The sequence below is a fragment of the Agrobacterium sp. Azo12 genome (assembly GCF_029193765.2).
Taxonomy (GTDB): domain Bacteria; phylum Pseudomonadota; class Alphaproteobacteria; order Rhizobiales; family Rhizobiaceae; genus Agrobacterium.
In genome coordinates this window covers 105,709-128,636 of sequence record NZ_JARFYO020000001.1, presented here as the reverse complement: position 1 = coordinate 128,636, position 22,928 = coordinate 105,709, and the positions used below count along the sequence as shown (strand labels likewise).

The following is a 22,928-nucleotide window of genomic DNA, read 5'->3' as shown; positions in this document are numbered from 1 at the left end:
CTAGTACGCTGTCTCTTATTTCTTGAGGCGGCTGCCTGACCCTCAGTGTGGCCGTCGTGAAGTCAATATAGCCATAGGAATAAGCCTTTTCTGGCCGTTCTCTGATTGATTTCAAATCACCGCTTTCCTAAGAAGATATCCGAAACAAAAAACTCGGAGGATCATCCATGCGTTCACTCATTCTGGCACTTGCGGCAGCAACCGCACTTGTCCTGCCTGCCAAGGCTGAAACCGTTACCGTCGCCGTTACTGCAATTGTTGAGCATCCTGCTCTCGATGCAGCCCGTGATGGCGTCAAGGAAGCTCTGGCCGAGGCTGGTTACAAGGAGGGCGAAAACCTCAAATTTGTCTATGAGTCCGCGCAAGGTAACCCGGCAACTGCTGCCCAGATCGCACGCCAGTTCGTTGGTGATGCACCAAACGTCATCGTTCCGATCTCCACACCATCCGCACAGGCTGTTGTTGCTGCCACCCGCGATATTCCAGTTGTTTTCACTGCGGTTTCCGATCCGGTTGGCGCGCAGCTAATCAAGGAAATGGAAAAGCCAGGTCGTAACGTGACAGGCCTTTCCGATGCGCTTCCGGTCAACGAACATCTGGCGCTGATCAAGGAAATCTCTCCTGAGGCCAAGACTGTCGGCTACATATATAATTCCGCAGAAGCCAACTCGGTTTCCACGCTGGAGTTGCTGAAGGCTGAAGCTGAAAAGGCTGGTTTAACGGTCGTTGAATCCGTCGCAACCAAGTCTGCTGAAGTGCAGGGCGCCGCCCGCGCGCTGGTTGGCAAGGCTGACGTGATCTACGTTCCTACCGACAACACAATTGTATCGGCCTTCGAAGCTGCTGCTGGTGTTGCCGCTGAAGCGAAAATTCCACTGTTTGCTGCTGATACAGATTCCGTTGCCCGCGGTGCAGTTGCGGCACTCGGCTTCAACTATTTTGACGTTGGCAAGCAGACCGGTGCTGTTGTTGTGCGTATCCTCAAAGGTGAAAAGCCTGGTGATATCGCTGCAACTGTTGCTGTTGGTACCGATCTCGTTATCAACAAGACCGTTGCGGAAAAGGTTGGTGTGACGTTCCCGGAAAGCGTTGTGAAGCGCGCCACCAAGGTTATCGAATAAGCAGGACAGGGCTGCTTTCGGGCAGCCTCGTTATGTCTTGAGAAAACTGCCGCACGATATTCGTCATGCCCGGGCCTGTCCCGGGCATCGTCAAAGGTAGATGTGATCCAATCCTCCAGGCAGGATTGCGACGACGGGGTCAGCGAGCAGCTTTCATGGCAGTTTAGGAACTGCAGTAAATGCGCCCAGTGTGAGCATTGGGCGATAAACCAAGGATTTTTCTTGTGAGTCAAATCGCCTTCTGGGGTGCTGTAGAAATGGGGCTGGTTTTCGCCTTTGTTGCTATTGGCGTTTACCTCGCATTCCGTGTGTTGGATTTCCCGGATCTGACCGTAGACGGTTCTTTTCCACTTGGTGCAGCCGTTGCTGCGGTTCTGATCATCGCGGGTCTGAACCCTTGGCTCGCTTCTGCCTGTGCAATGGCGGCCGGTGCCGTTGCCGGTGTTGTGACCGCGACGCTGAATGTCCGCTTCAAGATCCTCAATCTACTCGCGTCAATTCTGACGATGATTGCGCTGTTTTCTGTCAACCTGCGTGTCATGGGCAAACCGAATGTGGCGCTGCTCAATCAGGAAACGATGATCGAACCATTTTATGGTCTTGGTCTGTCTGAATATCTGGTGCGTCCGTTGTTCGTTGGAGCCTTGGTGCTAATCGCTGTGATCGTGGTTTGGCGTTTCCTTGAGAGCGATGCGGGCCTTGCCATGCGCGCGACCGGTGCCAACGCCCGTATGGCGCGTGCGCAGGGTGTGAAGACCGGCAACCAGATTTATCTCGGTATGGCAATTTCCAACGCACTTGTGGCGCTTGGTGGGGCATTGTTTGCACAAACGAACGGTTTTGCCGATGTGACCTCCGGTGTCGGTACCATCGTTGTTGGTCTTGCTGCCGTTATCATCGGTGAAACGCTGTTTGGGGCTCGCGGTATTCTGATTGCTCTGATCGGCTGCGTGTTCGGTTCGATTGCCTATCGCCTTGCCATCCAGCTGGCGCTGTCCAGTGACAGTCTGGGATTGAAGGCATCCGACCTTAACTTCGTTACGGCTGTTCTGGTGGCGATTGCTCTCATCCTTCCAAGACTGCGTCGCGGAGGAGCATCATCATGATCGCGCTCGATGGTATTCAGGTTATCTTCGGTCGAGGCACGCCGCTGCAAAAGCAGGCGCTGTCGAAGGTCGATCTTAAAATTGAAGATGGGTCTTTTGTTACCGTTATCGGCTCCAACGGCGCCGGCAAGTCGACGCTGCTCGGCGTTCTGGCGGGTGATGTTCTGCCGACTGCTGGCAAGGTCAACATTGGCGGCAGTGATGTAACACGCAAACCAACGGCTAACCGTGCTGGCAAGGTCGCCCGCGTGTTTCAGGATCCACTGGCTGGCAGCTGCGGTGCGCTCAGCATCGAAGAAAACCTGGCGCTTGCGGCATCACGCGGCAAGTTCCGCGGTCTTCTGCCTGCCTTGGGTGGTGGTCGTCGTGACTTCTTCCGCGAACGCATCGCCTCGCTTAATCTCGGGCTTGAGAACCGCCTGAAAGACCGCATGGATCTGTTGTCGGGCGGTCAGCGTCAGGCTGTATCGCTGGTCATGGCAACGCTTGCCGATTCCGATGTGTTGCTGCTCGACGAACACACGGCGGCACTTGATCCCGGCATGGCGGAATTCGTCATGGAATTGACCCGTAAGGTGGTTGAGGAGCGCAAGTTGACCACATTGATGGTGACGCACTCCATGCGACAGGCGCTGGATTATGGTGACCGCACGATCATGCTGCATGGTGGTGAGATCGTTCTCGATGTGTCCGGTGAAAGCCGCAAGGGCCTGCAGGTCGAAGACCTTATCGAGATGTTCCGCAAGATACGCGGTCAGGCGCTTGATGATGACGAGTTGCTGATCGGCTGATCTTTTCTGCCGTTAGACCATTGTTGCCCAGCACCGGGCAAAAAGAGAGGCGCCGATATAAGGCGCCTCGAAATCTCAGTCGAGATTTTTTTATTCATCCGAAACCCAAGTGAAAGCGCTCCGGTTCCTGCGCCGATATCAATTACATTTTCGGCAGCAAGACCTTGTCGATGACGTGAATGACGCCATTCGATTGTTTGACGTCGGCAATGGTGACGTGGGCTTCATTGCCGGCTTCATCGGTTAGTGTGATCTTGCCCATGCTTTCCTTGGCTTTCAGGATGCAGCCGCCAACGGTTTTGACGTCATGGGTGCCGCCATCGTCCTTGATCATCTTTTCAATCGCGGTCGACATGGCATCTGCAGCAACGACATGGCAGGTGAGGATCTTGGTAAGCTGAGCCTTGTTTTCCGGTTTCAGCAGTGTATCCACGGTGCCTTTTGGCAAGGCGGCGAAAGCTTCATTGGTTGGGGCAAAAACCGTAAATGGTCCCTTTCCCTGCAGCGTTTCGACCAGGCCAGCAGCTTTGACAGCGGCAACCAGCGTGGTGTGGTCTTTGGAGTTCATGGCGTTTTCGACGATGTTTTTGTTCTCATACATCGCGGCGCCGCCAACCATCGGGTTTTTGGCCTGGGCTGCGAATGCAACCGTTGAAACTGCTGCGGCAAGCGCAACCATGCGTAGGGTGGATTTTATCATGGCGTATTCTCCTCTGGTTCCGCCAATCGCCACCAGCGTTGTTGCAAGCGGCATATCCGGGACATGAAGAGATACGGGTGATGTTCACACGAAGTTTCAGGACGGTGACATTTTTTTTAAATGAAGGAAAAGCAAACCTACAATTGGCGCGTTGTTCCACTTGCGAGAACAGGGCCTGTTGGTTTGCCAGTTGGGGACCCGCCGTATGGCTCGAGACTGACAGCCAGGGTCATTCCATCATGTAGCGCATCACGCATGTCGACCGGCACGATCATTTCCGCATCGGTATGCGGGTCAATCACGCCAAGCGACCGAGGGCTTCCGTCAGCATTTACCAGCCAAAGTTCGAGAGATTTTTGCTCCTTATCCCCCGCCGCCATTGGCGTCAGAACCATTTTCCCCGTCTCCGCGTCATAAGCCACCATGACGGCCATTGGTGTGTCGGGAGATGATAGTTCGGCCATGTATGACATACGTGTCGATGGCTGGGATGATGGTGACATAACCATCATGACCATGGCGAAGGCCGCAGCAGCGGAAGTCAGCGCTGTCATACTTCGCCAGAAACCGAGTGAACTCCAAATTCGGAACGGGGACTCGATTTGGTGTTGAGAGACGCCAAATAAGCGGTCTTCGACCCTGGCAAGCGTCGCCGCATCTGGTGCGATTGGTTCATAGGCATTATTGAGGCTAGAAAATTGCTCTTCCCAGTTTTTAACAAGGTCTGCAAAGGTCGTGTCGTTGAGAAGACGTTGTTCAACGTTTTTCCGGTCAGCAAACGACAAAACGCCCAGAACATACTCTGCGGCGATGATGTCATCTCGGGGATTGCTCCCTTTAGTTTGCTTCGGGCCTGTCATCTCTCCATGCACTCTTTGAGTTTGATGAGACTGCGTCTCAACCATGTCCGCATTGTATTCAATGGTACAGCGTACCGATCTGCAAGTTCCTGATAGGTCATTCCGTCCAGATAAGCGCGTTTTACGGCCTCCGCACGGGTTTCTTCCAGCTCATCGAGACACAAATCTATTGTGCGACCTGTATCCCTTTGCAATGTCGCCTGCTCCGGGTTTGGGGCCTGATCACTCAGATCAAAAACCTCATCCAACTCGCTGGCTATCGGTTTACGCGTACGAATCATATCTATTGACTGATTGCGTGCAATCGTTGCCAGCCAGCTTTCCGGAGTACCAGATATGGCCGAAAACAAATGGGAACGCTGCCAGATCTTGACGTAAACTTCCTGCAGCGCCTCGTCGGCATCTGTCCGATTTTTTAATATACGCAGGCAAATGGAGAAAAGTTTCGAGCTTGTCTGGTTGTAAAGCACAACAAAGGCCTTGCGATCTGATAGCGCAATATTGCTTATCAAGCGGGCAAGGTCTTCGTTTGGCATTTCTCCATCCCGATGTCACAAAGAACAAAACGTTCTTGCGTTCTATAAGGGTCGACGTATGAACGTATAGCTCGTGGCAAGTCGCAACAAACTCTCTTGCCGAAGGCCTGCGCGGTTTGCTTTTATTTGGTCTGGGTGAGGAAAATCTTCACTGCAAATAGCGAGAAGACCCCCGCGATCGTATAATCCAGCCCGCGCAGAACCTTGCGATTACGCTGCAGCCATGAAGACAGGGCATCCGCGGCAATGACAATGCCGATACCGATTGGCAGCGCGACGATAATTGACCAAATGCCCAGGAAGATCAGCTTGCCGGTGACGTGCGGATCCGATGCGCTGACGAACTGCGGCAAAAAGGTCATGAAGAAGATGATGACCTTCGGGTTCAGAAGATTGACCCACAGCCCATTCACCAGTGCGGAAACCCACGATCCTTGTGTCTTTTCTTCCGCCGGTTTTGCCATCACGAAGTCGGACCCCTTGCGGACAGCTTGAATGGCCAGCCAGACGAGGTAGGCAGCGCCACCAGTCTTCAAGATCAAAAAGGCGGTCGGTGAAGCGACGATGAGGGCAGCAACACCAAATGCCACCAGCATGGTGTGCACAGTGATGCCGAGATTGGTGCCGACCAGTGTCATGAAGCCAGCTGCACGTCCTTCACGTAGGGAGCGGCTGATCCACAGCGTCATGTCAGGACCGGGCGTGACAGCCAAAAGCAGAATAGCGATGGTGAATGCAATGAGAGTTGGCAGGCTTGGCACGAAATCCATGAGAATGGCACCCGGTTAATGTGTCCTTTGGCCAAGCTGTAGCGGTATTTTATAATTCTGCCAATCGTTGCTTATATTAGGCTTGCGGAAAATGATCGTGGTGGTGCCGTGCTGTTCCGCAAAACCAGCTTCACATCCAAGATTTGACTGCTTGCCAGTTCCTCGTCATTCAGGATGGCACTTACTGCCTTGGCAGCAATGTCTTCGAATGGCTGCTGCATCGTTGTCAGGGCTGGTGTGCTCAAGGCCGCTTCGGGAACACCGTCAAAACCAATGATCGAGACATCGTTGGGAACAGATATGCCACGTTCAGTTAGCCACTGTATGGCGTAAAGCGCGATGCGATCTGACATGGCAAGCAGTGCTGTTGGTGGTTCAGGTGCCGAAAACAGCGCTTCCACTGCGTTAACGACGCTCTTTTTGTCGTTGAGCGTGGCGTGGATCGCCACGTCCTGCGGATTGATGTCGAAGTCCCGCAGGGCATCGAAATAACCTTCGATGCGCAGTCTGGCGCTGGATGACATTGCGGAGGCTACCGTCTCTGGCTTCACTGTTCCCGGAACAGCCGAGCAGTGGGTGATCGCCAGGACGGCAAAGTTCTTGTGGCCAAGTTCTGCCAGGTGCCGGGCAGCGGCTTCTGCGCCCTTGCGATTATCAATTTCGATGATCGGAAAGCCGTCTTCGGCGTTTTCCAGCGCCAGCGCAACGCACGGTACCTGTCGTTGTCGGCTGAGATCGACCAGCCTGCCACCTTCCTTGACGCAGAGAAGAATAAAACCATCAACCAGAGCGCTGTTGATATTCCAGGCCAGTTTTTGCTGATTGCGGGCAGAAACCAGTGCAATGCCAGTGCCGGTTTCATCGCAAACGTCACTGACAGCCTTCATCATGGCGCGTGCCCATGGGTCATCAAAGAAATAGGAGAGCGGCTCCAATGACGCGACGCCGATGGCGTTGAACTTGCCAGCACGCAGCAGTCGGCCCTTCACGTCAGGTCCTTTATAGCCAAGATCCCGCGCGATACCGAGCACACGTTCGCGGACTTCTTCACGGACGATTTCCGGCCGGCTGAAAACATTCGATGCCGTACCTTGGGAAACCCCTGCCGCCTTGGCGATATCTGACAGTCTTATCGGGCCTTTTGTCAAAACCACTCCTTTTTTGTCTTCATAAAAAGTAGCAGCTTTTTGTATCGGTTCAAGAAACGTTTGACAGAGCGAATTTTTGCGTAATATTGAATCGGTTCAATTTGATTTCCATATTGTTATTGAATCGATTCAATTTTGAGGTGGCGAAATGCATCCCTTGTACGAGGATATGTTCCGCGAAAGGTGGGGCAGCCTGTCTTATTGCGACGAGAAAATTAGTGCGTGTGATCTCAAACCGGCGCAGAACCAATGCGGTGATCATGGTGGTCACAACGCGAGCAACAATTTTGGACCGGAACGGCAGAGGAAAAAAAAGACCATGCTGTCGAAAGCCTGGTCTTTCTGTTTGCCGATCGATGAACGGTATCGGTGAACGCGGATATCGCGACGCCAGCTATTTACTGCTGCGCCTTGAGAAAGGAATCAAAAGCGCCGGTGTAATCTCCATGCCAACGTGACAGAGGTGGCCTGTTTTCAACGATATCGCCTGCGGCCCAGAGAATACGCTTTTCGTCTGTCTTTCTGTCCACTTCGCCGTCCGGGCACAGTATATAGAAATCACCGTGACCAATGCTTTCCAGCATGAACTCAATGGTTTGTTCCGGTGTCCATGCCCCCTCAGGTTTTTCCGTGCGACCATTGGCCGTGAGGTTGGTAAAGACAAAACCGGGGATCAGCATATGGGCGGTGATCGCGCAATCGGCAACGTTGCGCAGTTCATGCTGCAGTGCCTCGGTAAAGGCTTTGACACCGGCTTTTGAAACATTATAGGCCGGATCGCCCGGAGGGGTGGTGATGCCTTGTTTGGAGCCGGTATTGATGATCAGGCCCGGCTCGCCATGGCCAATCATGCCTGGTCCAAACACTCGGCTGCCATTGATGACGCCGAGCAGGTTGACGCCAAACACATTTTCCCAATTGGTCTGCGGGCCAAAGATCGAGCTGCCCGGCTGAATTCCGGCATTGTTCATCAACACATGCACCCGACCGAAACGCTGGATGACGGCGCGTTCCAGTGCGCCGAGGTCATCGGGTTTTGAAACATCAGACGCAATCGACACGACCTGCGCTTCGCCTTCCTCGGCCTCTGCCAACACATCGGCGTAAGCATTGGCCAAGTTGTCGCCCTCCAGATCCGCCAGCACGACACTCATACCGAGACTTGCGAATTTTTTTGCTGCCGCCAGCCCTATCCCCGAAGCGGCCCCTGTGATGACCGCGACATTGCCTTGCGCGAATGCTGGATGCGGATTGCTCATCGGTCTCTCCTCAAATCTTCCCTTCAGAGCGAAGATGCCCGGATGGCTTAATTCACGAGGACGGATTTTGTTCCCGATGGAATTTCACTTGCTCTGACACTGCCTTTCACCGGTTTTCCTTGCGTGCGCCAATAAACTCGCTAAAAGTGCCGCATTCCCAAGGAAATGGCGAACTCATCGCTCGCCGGTACGCAGATGGACATCACTCATGGCACTTCCGAAAGACGTTAAGAAAGTCGTTCTCGCCTATTCTGGCGGTCTCGATACCTCGATCATCCTGAAATGGCTCCAGACCGAACTCGGTGCGGAAGTCGTAACCTTCACAGCTGACCTTGGTCAGGGCGAAGAGCTGGAACCAGCACGCAAGAAGGCCGAGATGCTGGGCATCAAGGAAATCTTCGTTGAGGACGTTCGCGAAGAATTCGTGCGTGATTTCGTATTCCCAATGTTCCGCGCCAACGCTGTTTATGAAGGCGTCTATCTGTTGGGCACGTCCATTGCGCGTCCGCTGATTTCCAAGCACCTCATCGATATCGCCAAGAAGACCGGCGCAGACGCGATTGCCCACGGCGCAACCGGCAAGGGCAACGACCAGGTTCGCTTCGAACTTTCCGCCTATGCGCTGAACCCTGATATCAAGATCATTGCTCCATGGCGCGACTGGGCCTTCAAGAGCCGTACTGATCTGCTGAAGTTCGCCGAAGAAAACCAGATCCCGGTTGCCAAGGACAAGAAGGGCGAGGCGCCATTCTCCGTCGACGCCAACCTGCTGCACTCCTCTTCCGAGGGTAAGGTTCTGGAAGACCCGGCTGTCGAGGCTCCGGAATATGTGCACATGCGCACGATCTCTCCGGAAGCCGCGCCGGATCAGGCAACAACCATCAAGATTGGTTTCCGCAAGGGTGATGCCTGCTCGATCAACGGTGTTGAAATGTCGCCGGCAACCTTGCTTGCTGCGCTGAACAATTACGGTCGTGACAATGGTATCGGTCGTCTCGACCTCGTTGAGAACCGTTTCGTTGGCATGAAGTCGCGTGGTGTTTACGAAACGCCTGGCGGTACAATCCTGTTGGCTGCTCACCGCGCCATCGAATCCATCACGCTTGACCGTGGTGCAGCCCATCTCAAGGATGAGCTGATGCCACGTTACGCCGAGTTGATCTATTACGGCTTCTGGTTCTCGCCAGAGCGCGAAATGCTGCAGGCACTGATCGACAAGAGCCAGGAGCATGTTGAAGGCGAAGTCACGTTGAAACTCTACAAGGGCAATGTGATGGTGACTGGCCGCGAAAGCGACAAGTCGCTGTACTCCGACAAGCTGGTGACGTTTGAAGACGACCAGGGTGCCTACGACCAGAAGGATGCAGCTGGCTTCATCAAGCTCAACGCACTTCGTCTGCGCACCCTCGCAAAGCGTAATCAGGGCAAGTAATCGACAGAGCTGTGATTTAAAGAACCGCGGTGGCGACGCCGCGGTTTTTTCATGCCGTTTTGCGGGTGAAGCTGGCAAAACCGATGTAGCCAGCGATGGCCATAAATTCCATAAAAGGAATAACGGTGCCGAAGGCGAGTAGTGGAGAGCCAATAAGGGAGGCCATAACACCGGCGATAAAACCGGAACTCATCTGGATAAAACCCATCATTGCCGATGCCGAGCCAGCAATATGCGGAAAGGGCGCCATCGCAGCCGTTACAATGTAAGGCGTGATCAATGCGATGCCGAAGGTGGCAACAGCCACCGGCCCCATAATGGTAATGAACGATGGCTCCAGAAGGAAAACCGACAGGATCATCAATGTTCCGCCGATGCCCGAACAGCATAGTCCGAGAATTGCGGAGTGGCGGTCACCTAAGATTTTGACCAGAAACCGCAGCGCGACAGAACCGGAGAAATAAGCGCCTGATTGCATCAGCATGCTCAGCCCAAATCCCGTTGGCGTCAGGCCGACCTCATTGATGAGGATAAAGGACAGCATCGTGGCTTGGGCATAAAGGGCGCCAACCGAACCGGCCATGATCATGGCTGCAAAGAGGAAACGTTTGTTTCTGAGCAATTCGGCGTAGGCTCGGACGAGGTTACTCGGCCTGATCAGCTTTCTGTCCGGCACGGTTGTCTCACGCAGGAAAAATACGACTGCGACCACCGATATGACGCCAAAACCAACCATCAGCCAAAAAACAGAATGCCAACCAAAGGCGGCAAGCGACAGTCCGCCCATTGTCGGGCCAATAGCAGGGCCGATTGCCAGCATGATGCCGATCAGGTTGAGGATACTGGATGCTTCAGATCCAATAAACTGGTCGCGGACAATGGCGCGCGCCACCGTCATGCCAACGGATACGCCGATACCCTGGATAAGTCGGGCGGCCAGGAGAAACTCGACCGATGGAGCAAACACTGCAATCAGCCCGCCTGCCAGATAGATCGACAGAAAAACAAGGCTGGCTGCCTTACGACCAAAAGCATCCGATGCCGGGCCGGATACAAGCTGCGCCAGCGCGAAACCTGCAAAATACAGGGCAAGGCTGATCTTGATTGCCGCTTCCGTTGTGTCGAATGCATTGACCAGTTCCGGCATGGCCGGCGTGTAGATCGCCATGGAAATTGGCCCGATCGCCATTAGCAGGGCACCAAGAATGGCGGTGCGCCGTGTAGTCATGATCGGAGTAGGAGCGGGTAGAGGAGGCGACATTCGTTCTGATATTCCGATTATCGCCGCTTAAGGCTGATCCTGCAGGTTTTGCAGATTGCTGTTCAGGAGGGTGAGTGACCGATGCATGGTATCAACCTCTGTCTTGGTCATGCCTTTGGTCGCCTGCGTGATCAGGGCATCGATCTCGATGCGAATTTCCTTGAGCATAACGGTCGAGGCCGGAGCGAGAAACACGCGCTTGGAGCGGCGATCCTTCTGATCCTGTTGGCGCTCGACAAGGCTCAAGCTCTCCAGCCGGTCAAGATAGGCGCAGAGGGTCATTGGCTCCACGCCGATACGGGCGGCAATTTCAGTTTGCCTGCTGCCATTGATAGCAGCGATTGTCAGCAAGGTTCGAGCTTCACCCGGCGTCAATTCCAACCCGGCAATGGAGACACGTTTTTCAAATGCGCTGTTGAACAGGCGCGCACCGGAAATGACCAGAAATGCAATCGATTGTGTTTCCTGATGCTGTGTCATGAGCCGCCTTCCATAAGGCAGACTTACTAGTTTTACCGTGGAAATCAAATCAACTTGCGAAGTATCGTGCCGCAAGGCCACAAATCAATGCGCTTTGGCTTCAAATGCTATCGATAAACGACACGACATCTTCTAGAACTTCCGCCTTGGCGGGATCACCGATGGATTGGGCAATGGTCAGTTGGTCCCGGAAATAGGAGCCAAAATCGAAATAGGTATCGTCGGTGATGTGGGTAAGATCGACCACTTCGCCCATTGCATTCAAGGCATGGGTGGGAAGTTCAGACGATAGCTCGCTATATATCGTCTGCTGTATTTGCCCGGCCTGATAATATTCAGTTGCCATGTCGCGTAATTCGCGCGGGCTCATGCTGGAGAAATTAACACGCTCATTTTGCTCTTGCGGGGCCGCAAAGGCTTCGCTGTTTGATTGTTCTTCGATACGAGGAATTTCAATTTCTGGCGTCGGATTTTTCTTGGCGCTATTGTTAAAAATGAAATTCGCGGATGTCCGTAAAGAATAAATCTCCATAATTTATATCTCCATCATGGGATATTATTGGAAAAATACATCACACGTTCAGGGTGTCGGTCAATATTCTGCACGCCTCAAAGGGCAGCGTGTCGGCTTTATGCACCGGATATTGTCGTGAGGTTTCAAAACGCCTGCAATCCCTGACTTCTTCTCTACCCTTATCCCCCTTTCTGATGCCAAATCGGGTAACATTTCCGCCTTGATGGTGGGCGCAAAAACCTCATTTTAAACCTGCGAAGCTGATTGGATTTTGACCAATGCCTGTACTATATGCGGTTTAAGGTAACAGTTCAGAGGTGAAGGCATATGACATCGCATTCCGCAGCAAATCAGGCGCTTTTTCAGTGGACCGGACCGAACGGATTGCCGCAGTTCGACGCGGTGAAAGACAGTGATTTCGCGCCAGCCTTTGATGTCGCATTGGCAAATCACGAAGCGGAAATCGAAGCGATCGCAGGTAATGCCGAGGCCGCAACCTTTGTAAACACCATCGTTGCGCTGGAAATTGCCGGCGACGAACTTTCACGTGTTTCGTCGATCTTCTGGAACAAGGCGGGCTCCAACACCAACGAGACCATTCAGGCGCTGGAGCGTGAAATCGCGCCGAAAATGTCGCGTCATTATTCGAAGATTGGTATGAATGCGCAGCTTTTTGCCCGCATCGATGCTCTCTGGGAAAAGCGTGAGACGCTTGGCCTGACGACTGAGGAAAAGCGGGTTCTGGAACGACATTGGAAGGGTTTTGTCCGCTCCGGCGCCAAGCTAGCCAAGGACCGTCAAGAACGGCTTGCTGCAATTAACGAGCAACTGGCTGGTCTTGGTGCCAAGTTTGGCCAAAACGTTCTGGCCGATGAAAAAAACTGGTCGCTGGCGTTGTCCAGTGACGAGGAGCTTGCTGGCATTCCTGCATTTTTGCGTGATGCAATGGCCTCAGCTGCCAAGGAAAAAGGTCTGGATGCGGCCTATGCGGTAACCCTGTCGCGTTCGATTATCGAACCGTTCCTGACATTTTCCGAACGTCGTGATCTGCGTGAGCAGGCGTTCAAGGCTTGGGTGGCGCGCGGTGCGAATGGTGGAGAAACCGACAATATCGACATTGTCAAACAGACGCTGGCGCTGCGTGAGGAAAAGGCCGGTCTGCTCGGTTACGAAAGCTTTGCTGCATACAAGCTGGACGACACCATGGCGAAAACGCCACAGGCGGTAAATGGCCTGTTGACCACGGTATGGGAAAAGGCTGTTGCTCGGGCCTGTGAGGAAGAAGCCGAGCTTGCCGACCTCATCCGCGAAGAAGGCCGTAATCACGAGGTTTCTCCATGGGATTGGCGTCACTACGCCGAAAAGCTGCGTGCACAGAAGTTCAATTTTTCTGAAGCCGAACTGAAGCCATATCTTCAGCTCGAAAAGATCATTGATGCCTGCTTCGACGTGGCAACACGACTATTTGGCGTTCGTGCCTCCGAGATGAAAGGCGTGACAGGTTACCATCCGGATGTGCGGGTTTTCGAAATTCGTGACGACAAGGGTGCGCTGAAAGCAATGTTCCTTGGTGATTATTTCGCGCGTCCGTCCAAGCGTTCCGGTGCGTGGATGAGCTCGTTCCAATCGCAGCACAAACTGACCCTGAAAAACGGTGTTCAGGGCGAACTGCCGATCATCTACAATGTTTGCAATTTCGCCAAGCCAGCGGAAGGCAAGCCGGCGCTGCTGTCGCTGGACGACGCCCGTACCCTGTTCCATGAATTCGGCCATGCGCTGCACGGCATGTTGTCCGACGTGACCTATCCTTCCGTTTCGGGAACCGGTGTGTCACGTGACTTCGTGGAACTGCCGTCGCAGCTTTACGAACACTGGCTGACAGTGCCGGAAATTCTCAGCACCTATGCGCTGCATTTCGAAACCGGTCAGCCAATGCCGAAAGCGTTGCTCGACAAGGTTCTGGCAGCGCAAACCTTCAATGCCGGTTTCAACACGGTGGAATATACCTCGTCGGCGTTGGTCGACATGGCGTTCCACAACCGCAGCAAGGTGAATGATCCCATGGCGGTGCAGGCTGAAGTGCTGTCTTCGCTTTCCATGCCGCAGTCTTTGGTCATGCGTCACGCCACCCCGCACTTCCAGCACGTCTTCTCCGGTGACGGATATTCTGCCGGTTATTACTCCTACATGTGGTCCGAGGTTCTGGATGCCGATGCGTTTGCGGCATTTGAGGAAAGTGGCAACCCGTTCAACGCGGAGCTTGCCCGCAAGTTGAAGGAGAATGTCTACTCGTCTGGCGGTTCCGTTGACCCTGAGGCGGCCTATCTGGCATTTCGTGGAAAAATGCCAAGCCCGGATGCGATGCTGAAAAAGCGTGGTTTAATCTAACAATATGAGGCGGGGTCATTCCCCGCCTTTTTGTTGAAAACTATGCGGAAATCGAAAGCGTTTCAGAAAACGCCAACCGCTTTGGGTTGCGCGCTTTGGCTGTCATATTTTTATGTTATTGCGTATACGCAAGGGTCATATGACATGGCCCCCCCTTTCGCAAAACCAAAAAAAAGGTTATGAGCGCGCCAAATGAACTGGCGCACCCTCCCGAATTGAGCGCCCAACCTCAGAGATTTTGAACAATGGCAATTCGCAACATCGCGATCATCGCGCACGTTGACCATGGGAAAACAACCCTCGTTGACGAACTTCTGAAGCAGTCCGGCTCGTTCCGTGACAACCAGCGCGTTGCTGAGCGCGTTATGGACTCCAACGACCTCGAAAAAGAGCGCGGCATCACCATTCTCGCCAAGGCAACTTCGGTTGAGTGGAAGGGTGTTCGCATCAACATCGTCGACACCCCCGGCCACGCCGACTTCGGTGGCGAAGTTGAGCGTATCCTTTCGATGGTGGATGGCGCGATCGTTCTGGTCGACTCGTCTGAAGGCCCAATGCCGCAGACCAAGTTCGTTGTTTCCAAGGCGCTCAAGGTTGGTCTTCGCCCAATCGTCGCGATCAACAAGATCGACCGTCCAGACGGCCGTCATGAAGAAGTTATCAACGAAGTTTTCGACCTGTTCGCAAACCTCGATGCGACTGATGAACAGCTCGACTTCCCGATCCTGTACGGTTCGGGCCGCGATGGCTGGATGAACGTCAACCCGGAAGGTCCTAAGGATGAGGGTCTTGCACCACTTTTGGATCTGGTTCTGAAGCACGTTCCTGAGCCAACAATTGAAGAAGGTCCTTTCCGCCTGATCGGTACCATTCTGGAAGCCAACCCCTTCCTCGGCCGTATCATCACTGGTCGTATCGCATCTGGTTCGATCAAGCCTAACCAGGCCGTCAAGGTCTTGGGTCAGGATGGAAAGACCATCGAAACCGGTCGTATTTCCAAGATTCTCGCGTTCCGCGGTATTGAGCGCACAGCTATTGACGAAGCGCATGCAGGCGACATCGTTGCTATTGCCGGTCTCTCCAAGGGTACCGTTGCTGATACATTCTGTGATCCTTCGGTCACGGAAGCGATGAAGGCTCAGCCGATCGATCCGCCAACCGTTACGATGTCCTTCATCGTTAACGACAGCCCGCTTGCCGGCACAGAAGGCGACAAGGTAACGTCTCGCGTTATCCGCGACCGTCTGTTCAAGGAAGCTGAAGGCAACGTCGCTCTCAAGATCGAAGAAGCTGAAGGCAAGGATTCGTTCTTCGTTTCCGGTCGTGGCGAATTGCAGCTTGCAGTTCTGATCGAAACCATGCGTCGCGAAGGTTTCGAACTTGCAGTTTCGCGTCCTCGCGTTGTGATGCAGAAGGACGAGAACGGCCAGACCATCGAGCCGATTGAAGAAGTCGTTATCGACGTTGATGAAGAGCATTCCGGTGTCGTCGTTCAGAAAATGTCTGAACGTAAGGCTGAAATGACTGAACTGCGTCCTTCCGGTGGTAACCGCGTTCGCCTGAAGTTCCTTGCTCCGACCCGCGGTCTGATCGGCTACCAGTCCGAACTGCTGACGGATACGCGCGGTACGGCAATCATGAACCGTTTGTTCCATGACTACCAGCCATTCAAGGGTGCTATTGCCGGTCGCGTCAACGGTGTTCTCCTGTCCAACGGTTCGGGTGAAGCGGTTGCTTACGCGATGTTTAACCTTGAAGATCGCGGCCCGATGATCATCGAGCCAGGTGAAAAGGTTTACGCCGGTATGATCATTGGTATTCATACCCGTGACAACGATCTCGAAGTGAACGTTCTGAAGGGCAAGCAGCTCACCAACATCCGCGCTGCCGGCAAGGATGAAGCTGTGAAGCTGACACCGCCAATCCGCATGACCCTTGACCGCGCATTGTCGTGGATTCAGGACGATGAGCTGATGGAAGTCACGCCAAAGTCGATCCGCCTGCGCAAGATGTTCCTTGACGCGAACGACCGCAAGCGTTTTGAAAAGTCCAAGCTTGCTGTTTGATTGACTTGAAGATTTTGATTTTAGAAAACCCGGCCATGTGCCGGGTTTTTTATTTGTGGCTTTCCATGAAAGGCGCTTGCTGCTTCGGTTAAAAAAGCGTTAACGTTGGTGCGTCGTCCACATGATAAGGTTGTGGGTAAGCTTCAGGTCGTTAACCTTTACGGCTGGCAAGTTTGCCTCGCCGGGGCCAGAAGCGCGTTATGAAAACGTTATCGATAGAGATTCGCCGAGCAGAACCGCAGGACGCGGGTGCCATTTCCCAGGCACACCGTATGTCGTGGGAACAGACCTATTCGGGTCTCATTCCACACAAGCCCCTGACGCAGATGCTGGAACGCCGTGGCGAAAGCTGGTGGCGCAAGGCGACACGCGGCTCCGCGACCATGCTGGTGGTCGAAGTGGCTGGTGTTATTGCCGGTTATGCGACGCTGGGCCTTAGCCGCGCCCGCGGCCTGCCACATGATGGCGAAGTCTACGAATTGTATCTGCGTCCTGAATATCAGGGTATCGGCCTTGGCTCGGTACTGTTTACCGAAGCTCGCCGGCTGCTGAAATCGCTTGGCTGTGATGGCATCGTCGTCTGGTGCCTTGAAGACAGCGAACTGGCAAACCGGTTCTTCCGTTCGCATGGCGGCCGCGATGTTGCAGAAGGCATGGAAGACTTTGCTGGCAAGCAACTTAAAAAAGTTGGTTACGCCTGGAAGTAAAAGGCAATATGGCAGGACACGTATTGCTTGAAACCCTCGGTCACTATTACCGTTTTTCTTGAAATTCGGCTTCGTACCAAAGCCTGTGTTGCATTGCAGGTTGTTTCCCAGTATCGAACGATCCACCATTACACTTGGCCACCACACCTGGATTAAGGGATCACGAATGCGTATTGATGCAATTTCTATTGGTAAGAACCCGCCTGATGACGTGAACGTCATCGTGGAAGTGCCGGTTGGCGGCCACCCAATCAAATACGAGATGGACAAAGAAGCTGGCGCTCTGATCGTGGACCGCTTCCTTTATACCCCGATGACCTATCCGGGTAACTACGGTTTCGTGCCGCATACCCTGTCTGATGATGGCGATCCTATCGACGTTCTGATCTGCAACACCCGTCCGCTGGTGCCAGGTTGCGTTATCAACGTTCGTCCTATTGGCGTCATGGTCATGGAAGATGACGGCGGTCAGGACGAGAAGATCATTGCGGTTCCGGCTCCAAAGCTGACGCGCCGCTACGACAAGATCGAAAACTACACAGACCTGCCGGAAATCACGCTCAAGCAGATCGAACACTTCTTTGAGCACTACAAGGATCTTGAGCCGGGTAAGTGGGTTAAGATTGGCGGCTGGCAGAACGTAGACGTTGCCAAGAAGCTGATCGTTGAAGCCATCGAGCGCTACAAGGCTCAGGGCTGATCCAGCAGCTTTTCAAGCTTGATTATCAAGTCCTCCGGGTCGGCATCGATCCGGAGGATTTTTTTACGGGCTGTTTCGCCCGATATAAATGAAATTGTGCTCTTGGGTACGCGCAGAGATTTTGCGAGCAAAGCAATAAGGGCTTTGTTGGCCTTGCCATTCTCCGGTACGGCGCTGACACGTGCTTTCAGCACCACATCATCATCAGCACTTGTTTCCTGCTTCTCCAGCACGTCGCGCCCACCATTTGGTGTCAGGCGCACAGACAGACGCAGATGGTCGTTGAACGCTGTCCACGGTCTGTCGGTCATAACAGCGCATCCTGTCGGTGAAGACATCTGCCGGCCCATAAGTTTACACCGGCAGTCTTATGGGCAGTCTGTGATGCCTTATTGGAACAGCGACAACAGAAACGGTCGGATCGGATTTTGGATGATCATCTGCAGGAAAACGATGCCAAGCAGAACGATGATCGGTGAAATGTCGATACCGCCGAGATTTGGCAGAACACGCCGGATGGGACGCAGGACTGGCTCGGTAACGTTGTATAAAAAGGCGCCAATCGAGCTGACGAACTGGTTTCTTGAATTGATGACGTTGAACGCATAGAGCCAGGAAAAAATGGCGCTTGCGATCAATATCCACCAATACAGATTCAGTGCTAGAATGATAACACTAAGCAGCGCGTCTATAATGCCTGGCATCAATATCTCCATGAGTTGCAGACAGACATTTAGACATTGCAGCTTGAACCGGCAAGACCCGCCGCAACAGGGCTGGTGATTCATGCTTAATAGCTTTATGGAAGCGCGACATAATCACGCGCCTCATCCATCTATTGCCGTGGTCCTGCCTCATATCGATTGGCCACCAGCCGAAAGTCAAACCAATGTCTCTGCCTTCCGCTGAAAATCGCTTCGGCGCTTTCCGGCATCCCTCTTACCGCCGTTTCTTCACGGCGCGTTTCTTTTCAGCTTTTGCCGTACAGATCGTCAGCGTATCCGTCGGTTGGCAGATGTATGAGGTAACGGGTAACAGTTTCTACCTTGGCTTGATCGGCCTGTTTCAGTTTCTGCCATCGCTTCTGCTTATTCTGGTTACGGGCACCGTGGCCGACAGGCATAATCGTCGCATGATCATGGCAAGCTGCCTGCTGGTTGCCTGTCTATGCGCTGCAATGCTGCTGGGATTGACACTGACGCATAATTTCGTGCCGTGGCTGGTGTTTCTTATCCTCGTCATCTTTGGCATTGAGCGGGCGTTTATGGGCCCTGCCGTGCAATCGCTTGCCCCCAACCTTGTCCCGGCAGAAGACCTGCCCAATGCGATTGCCTGGAACTCATCGTCCTGGCAGATGGCCTCGATCATGGGCCCGGTTGCCGGTGGCCTGCTGTATGGCGCCGGCGCATGGATTGCCTATTCAGTGGCGCTCGCGGCGTTTGCCCTTTCCGCTGTATTGGCCTTCTCCATCAAGAAGCCGGAACAACGCAGCCCGGCCCGTGCCGTATCTCTGGAAAGCATGCTGGCAGGCTTTCGCTTCATCTCGCAGGAAAAAATCGTTCTCGGTGCGATCTCGCTTGATCTGTTTGCCGTGCTGCTTGGCGGTGCTGTGGCGCTGATGCCGATTTTTGCCAAGGAAGTGTTGACACTTGGTCCTTGGGGCCTTGGTCTTCTGCGTGCGGCACCCGGAATTGGTGCAATCGTGGTTGCGGCTTTTCTGGCCTTCAATCCCATTCGTCATCATGCCGGCATGCTGATGTTTGTCGGCGTGGCGCTGTTTGGTGTGGCGACTATTGTATTTGGCCTGTCCCAGACCGCATGGGTTTCCATTGGTGCGCTGATGGCGATGGGTGCTGCTGACATGGTGTCGGTTTATGTGCGTGAAACGCTGATTGCGCTCTGGACGCCGGACGAGGTGCGTGGTCGCGTCAATGCCGTCAACATGGTGTTTGTCGGCGCATCCAATGAACTGGGCGAGTTTCGCGCTGGTACCATGGCGCACGTGATCGGCGCTGTCCCGGCCGTGGTGATTGGCGGTTTTGGAACACTGGCTGTGGCGGTCGTCTGGGCGTTGAGCTTCCCGAAGCTGCGCAGAGTCGACAGTCTGGATATGCCGAAACATCTCTAGACGTTCTTCCATCGTCAAATTCGGGGGAGGTGTTCGGCAAGACTTACAGCGCTTTCTGGCGCTGTGGTCTTCCTTCAAAAACCATTTCCAGAAAATTCGACAACCAGGCCCGAAGCGGCGTGTCGAACATCATCCGTCCCTCGAGGTGCTTGCTGCCGACCTGAGCATTCGGCATCGTGAAACGTTCAGCACCGTGTACGACCCAGCGCTGCATCATGGCGCGGGTCAATTCCGCGTGGAACTGCAGCCCCCAGGCGTTCTTCCCGTAACGAAAAGCCTGGTTGGGATAGGCATCACCGGTTGCCAGAAGATCAGCACTCCGTGGCAGTTCGAACCCTTCACGATGGAAATGGTAGACCATCTTTGGCCAGTGTGGCATCAGCAACCGGCCCTTCTCGGTGCTGTGCAGTGGGTACCAGCCGATTTCGACCTGACCATCATTGGCGGCATGAACCTTGCCGCCAAGATGTTTCGACAACATTTGCGCACCAAGACAGATGCCGAGAAACGGCTTGTCCTCCTTGAGTGGCACTTTCAGCCAGTCGATTTCCGTCTTGACGTAATCATGCGGATCGTTGGCGCTCATCGGGCCACCGAAAATAACTGCACCAGCGTGGTTCACTAGAGTGTCGGGCAGGGGATCACCCAGCGCTGGTCGACGGACATCCAGCGAATATCCTTTTTCCTCCAGCATCTGGCCAACTCTGCCGGGTGTTGACCGCTCTTGATGCAGAACGACCAGTATTGCAGGCTTCCGGCTCTGTTGACGGGAGGGGTCAAACAGCATTTTCGTCGTTTTCATTTTCCCTGACATTTGTGGTGCGCGTTGCAGCCTGTTGCCGTTGCAAAACCCGATCGCGGACCGAAACACCGAGCAGATCGGCGATACGCCAGATCACGTGGTCTTCCATTTCGCTGCGATCGCCATCTGCGTAAACGATATCCCAGAGGATACCGATCAACGCGACGCGCTGGGCTTCATCAAGGTGACGGCGAATATCGGTGGTAAAACGGTAATAATCGACCGCTTCGGTGCCTGCCTCGCGTCCGGCCTCGAGAAGAGCTTCCAGCGTGCTGCCACTCAACGAATAATACTGCGAAAGTATTTCCCGCAATTTCTGGCGTTCGCTTTTGGAAATGGTGCCATCGGCTTCCATCACCTGGAAACATAGCGCCGCAACAGCGACACGCAGATCATCCGGTGCAAAGTCTTTTCCGGAATGACCACCCGTAAGTTCCTGAAAAAAGGATTGAATACGATTAAGCATGCCTATCCTGTTCAAATTGGCGCTTCATGAGACTTGCAGATCAAAACAGCTTGAGCCGAGTTTTGGGTTCCTGTTCAGAGCCGGCCTTTTTAACGCCCGGGTCATCCGGCAAACCGCCAAAGAACGGAACTGGTTCCTCTTCCTTTGCCGTTTCTGCCAATGGCGGTGCAGCAATTGTTTCTTTGGATTTGGGGGCAGGCGTCGATGTTTGAGCTGGTGCTGGTGTTGAGATCGGCTTTGCCGGCTTTTCTGCTTTCTCGGCAACTGTCACGACAGGCGGAATGTCGATCGGCTTTACTGCTGCAGGCTTAGGCTCAGGTGCTTTTGGCGTCGCTGGCTTGGCAACCGGTGGCAGTGAGGCGAATGCCTCTTTGACATCGGCATTTTCCAACGGGCCTTCGATTTGTCCAAACGGCGCCTTCCACTCAAAGGCATCCAGTCGACCGGTGACCGGTGAGATGGGCAACCATTTTTCAGAGGCAATGCCATCAGCCACCCATGAAGGATCACGGGGCGCACGCAGCGCCTGCGCCATCCAGTGACGCACTCGGCCCTGATCACCGTTTTCAGAATCTTCAATATCCGCCATCAGCAGGAAAATGCTTTCACGCGGTTCAATTCTGGCGGCTGCTTCAGCTTTGCTGCGGGCCTTGGCAAATTCCTTGGCATCCAGTGCAGCATGCGCCACGGTAAACAGCGATTCAACGTTGTTGGGTCGCAGGGCTTCCAGCTTCTCTGCCCGCTTTAGACGATCGATTGCCGTATCGCCGCTGCGTGCACGCACGTAAACGGCCGCGACTTCAGGGTGCGGGGCGATTTTCCACACACTTTCCAGCACCGAGGCTGCCTTGCGCAGATTATCTTCGCGAATATAGGCCTTGGCGGCAATGAGAGCGGCCGGGACAAGGCTCTTGGCAAGCTTGAGTGCCTGCAGCGCATCATCACGCGCGCCCTTCGGGTCGCCTTCCAGCTTATCATTGGCTTTGGCGGTCAACAGCACGGCTTTCAGGCGCTCTGCCTCGCCGCGATCCATAACATGAGCAGCCTTTTGCTGATCGAGCAGGCGAATGGCATCATCCCACTGGCCGGTGCGGCTGCGGAATTCCAATGCAGCCTGAGCTGCCCATGGAAGGTAGGGGGCTTTTTCAGCGGCATCTTCGGCATATTGCATGGCGGCTTCGTGCGCGCCCTGACGTCGTGCCTCGATATAGAGGCCTCGCAAACCCAGTTCGCGTGTCTCGGGATCCTGTGCCATCGCCTCGAACTTGCGGCGGGCTTCGTCATATTTGCCTTCAATGAGGGCTGCCTGTGCTTCGAGCAAATGGATCAACGGTTCCTGATCGGCGCTGATCAGTCCTTGAGCACGGGCCGTCATCTTGCGTGCCATCAGCGCATTACCGGCACCAGCGGCAATCAAGCCGGTTGAAAGCGCCTGATAACCACGGTCACGCTTGCGGGCGCGGAAATAACGGCGGGCTGCATAAGGTGAGGTCCAGATGGCGGCAAACAGCCACCACAACAGCATGACAGCGGCAACCAGCACCGCGATCATGGAGGCCGCGACCATCAGGCTCATTTCAATGAGCTGTCCTTGCCAGACGACTGAAAGCACGCCCGGCCTGTCAGCAAGCCATGAAAAACCAAAACCGATGGCCAGAACAAGGACGATAAAGGTCAGAATTTTTGCCATGCC

The 22,928-nt window shown here is 54.1% G+C and carries 23 protein-coding genes; 9 read left to right on the top strand and 14 right to left on the bottom strand.

What is annotated here, in order from left to right; translation table 11 throughout:
• The first annotated feature begins 167 nt into the window (after window positions 1-167).
• The 3 genes from PYL13_RS00540 (at window position 168) to PYL13_RS00530 (ending at window position 3,018) form a co-directional block, all read left to right on the top strand.
• Window positions 168-1,121: an ABC transporter substrate-binding protein gene (locus tag PYL13_RS00540; RefSeq protein ID WP_275643647.1), complete on the top strand. Its 954-nt coding sequence runs from the start codon at window positions 168-170 to the stop codon at window positions 1,119-1,121.
• A 224-nt stretch (window positions 1,122-1,345) separates the two neighbouring features.
• Entirely contained in the window at window positions 1,346-2,227 is an 882-nt protein-coding gene (locus PYL13_RS00535) for an ABC transporter permease (protein WP_192490439.1), read from the top strand.
• The gene (locus PYL13_RS00530; protein WP_275643648.1) at window positions 2,224-3,018 is read left to right on the top strand and encodes an ABC transporter ATP-binding protein; all 795 of its coding nucleotides are present in this window, start codon (window positions 2,224-2,226) and stop codon (window positions 3,016-3,018) included. The genes PYL13_RS00535 and PYL13_RS00530 overlap by 4 nt, the downstream gene beginning before the upstream one ends.
• 142 nt (window positions 3,019-3,160) lie before the next feature.
• Here the strand turns inward: PYL13_RS00530 and PYL13_RS00525 are convergent, their stop codons facing one another.
• The 6 genes from PYL13_RS00525 to PYL13_RS00500 form a co-directional block, all read right to left on the bottom strand.
• Window positions 3,161-3,718, bottom strand: a complete 558-nt coding sequence (locus tag PYL13_RS00525; RefSeq protein WP_275643649.1) for a fasciclin domain-containing protein — start codon at window positions 3,716-3,718, stop codon at window positions 3,161-3,163.
• A gap of 137 nt (window positions 3,719-3,855) precedes the next feature.
• A complete protein-coding gene (locus tag PYL13_RS00520) occupies window positions 3,856-4,578 on the bottom strand; it encodes an anti-sigma factor (protein ID WP_303298592.1) in 723 nt (240 codons plus the stop codon).
• Window positions 4,575-5,114: a sigma-70 family RNA polymerase sigma factor gene (locus PYL13_RS00515; RefSeq protein ID WP_275643651.1), complete on the bottom strand. Its 540-nt coding sequence runs from the start codon at window positions 5,112-5,114 to the stop codon at window positions 4,575-4,577. The genes PYL13_RS00520 and PYL13_RS00515 overlap by 4 nt, the downstream gene beginning before the upstream one ends.
• A gap of 122 nt (window positions 5,115-5,236) precedes the next feature.
• A complete protein-coding gene (locus PYL13_RS00510) occupies window positions 5,237-5,884 on the bottom strand; it encodes a LysE family translocator (protein ID WP_259149536.1) in 648 nt (215 codons plus the stop codon).
• A gap of 71 nt (window positions 5,885-5,955) precedes the next feature.
• Window positions 5,956-7,032: a LacI family DNA-binding transcriptional regulator gene (locus PYL13_RS00505; RefSeq protein WP_275643652.1), complete on the bottom strand. Its 1,077-nt coding sequence runs from the start codon at window positions 7,030-7,032 to the stop codon at window positions 5,956-5,958.
• Window positions 7,033-7,430: 398 nt separating this feature from the next.
• Window positions 7,431-8,291: an SDR family NAD(P)-dependent oxidoreductase gene (locus tag PYL13_RS00500; protein WP_192490432.1), complete on the bottom strand. Its 861-nt coding sequence runs from the start codon at window positions 8,289-8,291 to the stop codon at window positions 7,431-7,433.
• Between the two features lie 208 nt (window positions 8,292-8,499).
• Between PYL13_RS00500 and PYL13_RS00495 the strand changes: the two genes are divergently transcribed.
• A complete protein-coding gene (locus tag PYL13_RS00495) occupies window positions 8,500-9,723 on the top strand; it encodes an argininosuccinate synthase (RefSeq protein ID WP_192490431.1) in 1,224 nt (407 codons plus the stop codon).
• Window positions 9,724-9,772: 49 nt separating this feature from the next.
• Here the strand turns inward: PYL13_RS00495 and PYL13_RS00490 are convergent, their stop codons facing one another.
• The 3 genes from PYL13_RS00490 to PYL13_RS00480 form a co-directional block, all read right to left on the bottom strand.
• Window positions 9,773-10,951, bottom strand: a complete 1,179-nt coding sequence (locus tag PYL13_RS00490; protein WP_275643703.1) for a multidrug effflux MFS transporter — start codon at window positions 10,949-10,951, stop codon at window positions 9,773-9,775.
• Window positions 10,952-11,011: 60 nt separating this feature from the next.
• Window positions 11,012-11,464, bottom strand: a complete 453-nt coding sequence (locus PYL13_RS00485) for a MarR family winged helix-turn-helix transcriptional regulator (RefSeq protein WP_275643653.1) — start codon at window positions 11,462-11,464, stop codon at window positions 11,012-11,014.
• A 100-nt stretch (window positions 11,465-11,564) separates the two neighbouring features.
• Window positions 11,565-11,996: a hypothetical protein gene (locus tag PYL13_RS00480; protein ID WP_275643654.1), complete on the bottom strand. Its 432-nt coding sequence runs from the start codon at window positions 11,994-11,996 to the stop codon at window positions 11,565-11,567.
• Window positions 11,997-12,305: 309 nt separating this feature from the next.
• Here PYL13_RS00480 and PYL13_RS00475 point away from each other — a divergent pair, with 309 nt between their 5' ends.
• The 4 genes from PYL13_RS00475 to ppa all read left to right on the top strand — a co-directional run bounded on the left by PYL13_RS00475 (window position 12,306) and on the right by ppa (window position 17,839).
• On the top strand, window positions 12,306-14,366 hold the full coding sequence (locus tag PYL13_RS00475; RefSeq protein ID WP_275643655.1) for a M3 family metallopeptidase: 2,061 nt from the start codon (window positions 12,306-12,308) through the stop codon (window positions 14,364-14,366).
• Window positions 14,367-14,611: 245 nt separating this feature from the next.
• Complete coding sequence (typA, locus tag PYL13_RS00470; RefSeq protein WP_192490427.1) at window positions 14,612-16,432, top strand: translational GTPase TypA; 1,821 nt, start codon at window positions 14,612-14,614, stop codon at window positions 16,430-16,432.
• A gap of 200 nt (window positions 16,433-16,632) precedes the next feature.
• Complete coding sequence (locus PYL13_RS00465; RefSeq protein ID WP_192490426.1) at window positions 16,633-17,139, top strand: GNAT family N-acetyltransferase; 507 nt, start codon at window positions 16,633-16,635, stop codon at window positions 17,137-17,139.
• Between the two features lie 166 nt (window positions 17,140-17,305).
• Window positions 17,306-17,839 carry an inorganic diphosphatase gene (gene ppa / locus PYL13_RS00460; protein WP_192490425.1) on the top strand — a complete coding sequence of 178 codons (534 nt, stop codon included), beginning with the start codon at window positions 17,306-17,308 and terminating at the stop codon, window positions 17,837-17,839.
• Here ppa and PYL13_RS00455 read toward each other — a convergent pair.
• Both PYL13_RS00455 and PYL13_RS00450 read right to left on the bottom strand, forming a co-directional pair.
• Entirely contained in the window at window positions 17,830-18,150 is a 321-nt protein-coding gene (locus PYL13_RS00455; protein ID WP_275643656.1) for a DUF167 domain-containing protein, read from the bottom strand. The genes ppa and PYL13_RS00455 overlap by 10 nt on opposite strands.
• A 78-nt stretch (window positions 18,151-18,228) precedes the next feature.
• Entirely contained in the window at window positions 18,229-18,543 is a 315-nt protein-coding gene (locus tag PYL13_RS00450; RefSeq protein ID WP_192490423.1) for a YggT family protein, read from the bottom strand.
• 185 nt (window positions 18,544-18,728) lie between these two features.
• On the opposite strand from PYL13_RS00450, the gene PYL13_RS00445 reads away from it, so the two are divergent.
• Entirely contained in the window at window positions 18,729-19,967 is a 1,239-nt protein-coding gene (locus tag PYL13_RS00445; protein WP_275643657.1) for an MFS transporter, read from the top strand.
• Between the two features lie 43 nt (window positions 19,968-20,010).
• On the opposite strand, the gene PYL13_RS00440 is transcribed toward PYL13_RS00445, so the two are convergent.
• Genes PYL13_RS00440 through PYL13_RS00430 form a run of 3 tightly spaced genes read right to left on the bottom strand, consistent with a single transcriptional unit; the run spans window position 20,011 to window position 22,925 of the window.
• Entirely contained in the window at window positions 20,011-20,754 is a 744-nt protein-coding gene (locus PYL13_RS00440) for a glutamine amidotransferase (protein ID WP_275643704.1), read from the bottom strand.
• Complete coding sequence (locus tag PYL13_RS00435; RefSeq protein ID WP_250984276.1) at window positions 20,744-21,235, bottom strand: TerB family tellurite resistance protein; 492 nt, start codon at window positions 21,233-21,235, stop codon at window positions 20,744-20,746. Before PYL13_RS00435 ends, PYL13_RS00440 begins: the two co-directional genes overlap by 11 nt.
• A gap of 40 nt (window positions 21,236-21,275) precedes the next feature.
• The gene (locus tag PYL13_RS00430) at window positions 21,276-22,925 is read right to left on the bottom strand and encodes a heme biosynthesis protein HemY (RefSeq protein WP_275643658.1); all 1,650 of its coding nucleotides are present in this window, start codon (window positions 22,923-22,925) and stop codon (window positions 21,276-21,278) included.
• Window positions 22,926-22,928 lie beyond the last annotated feature (3 nt).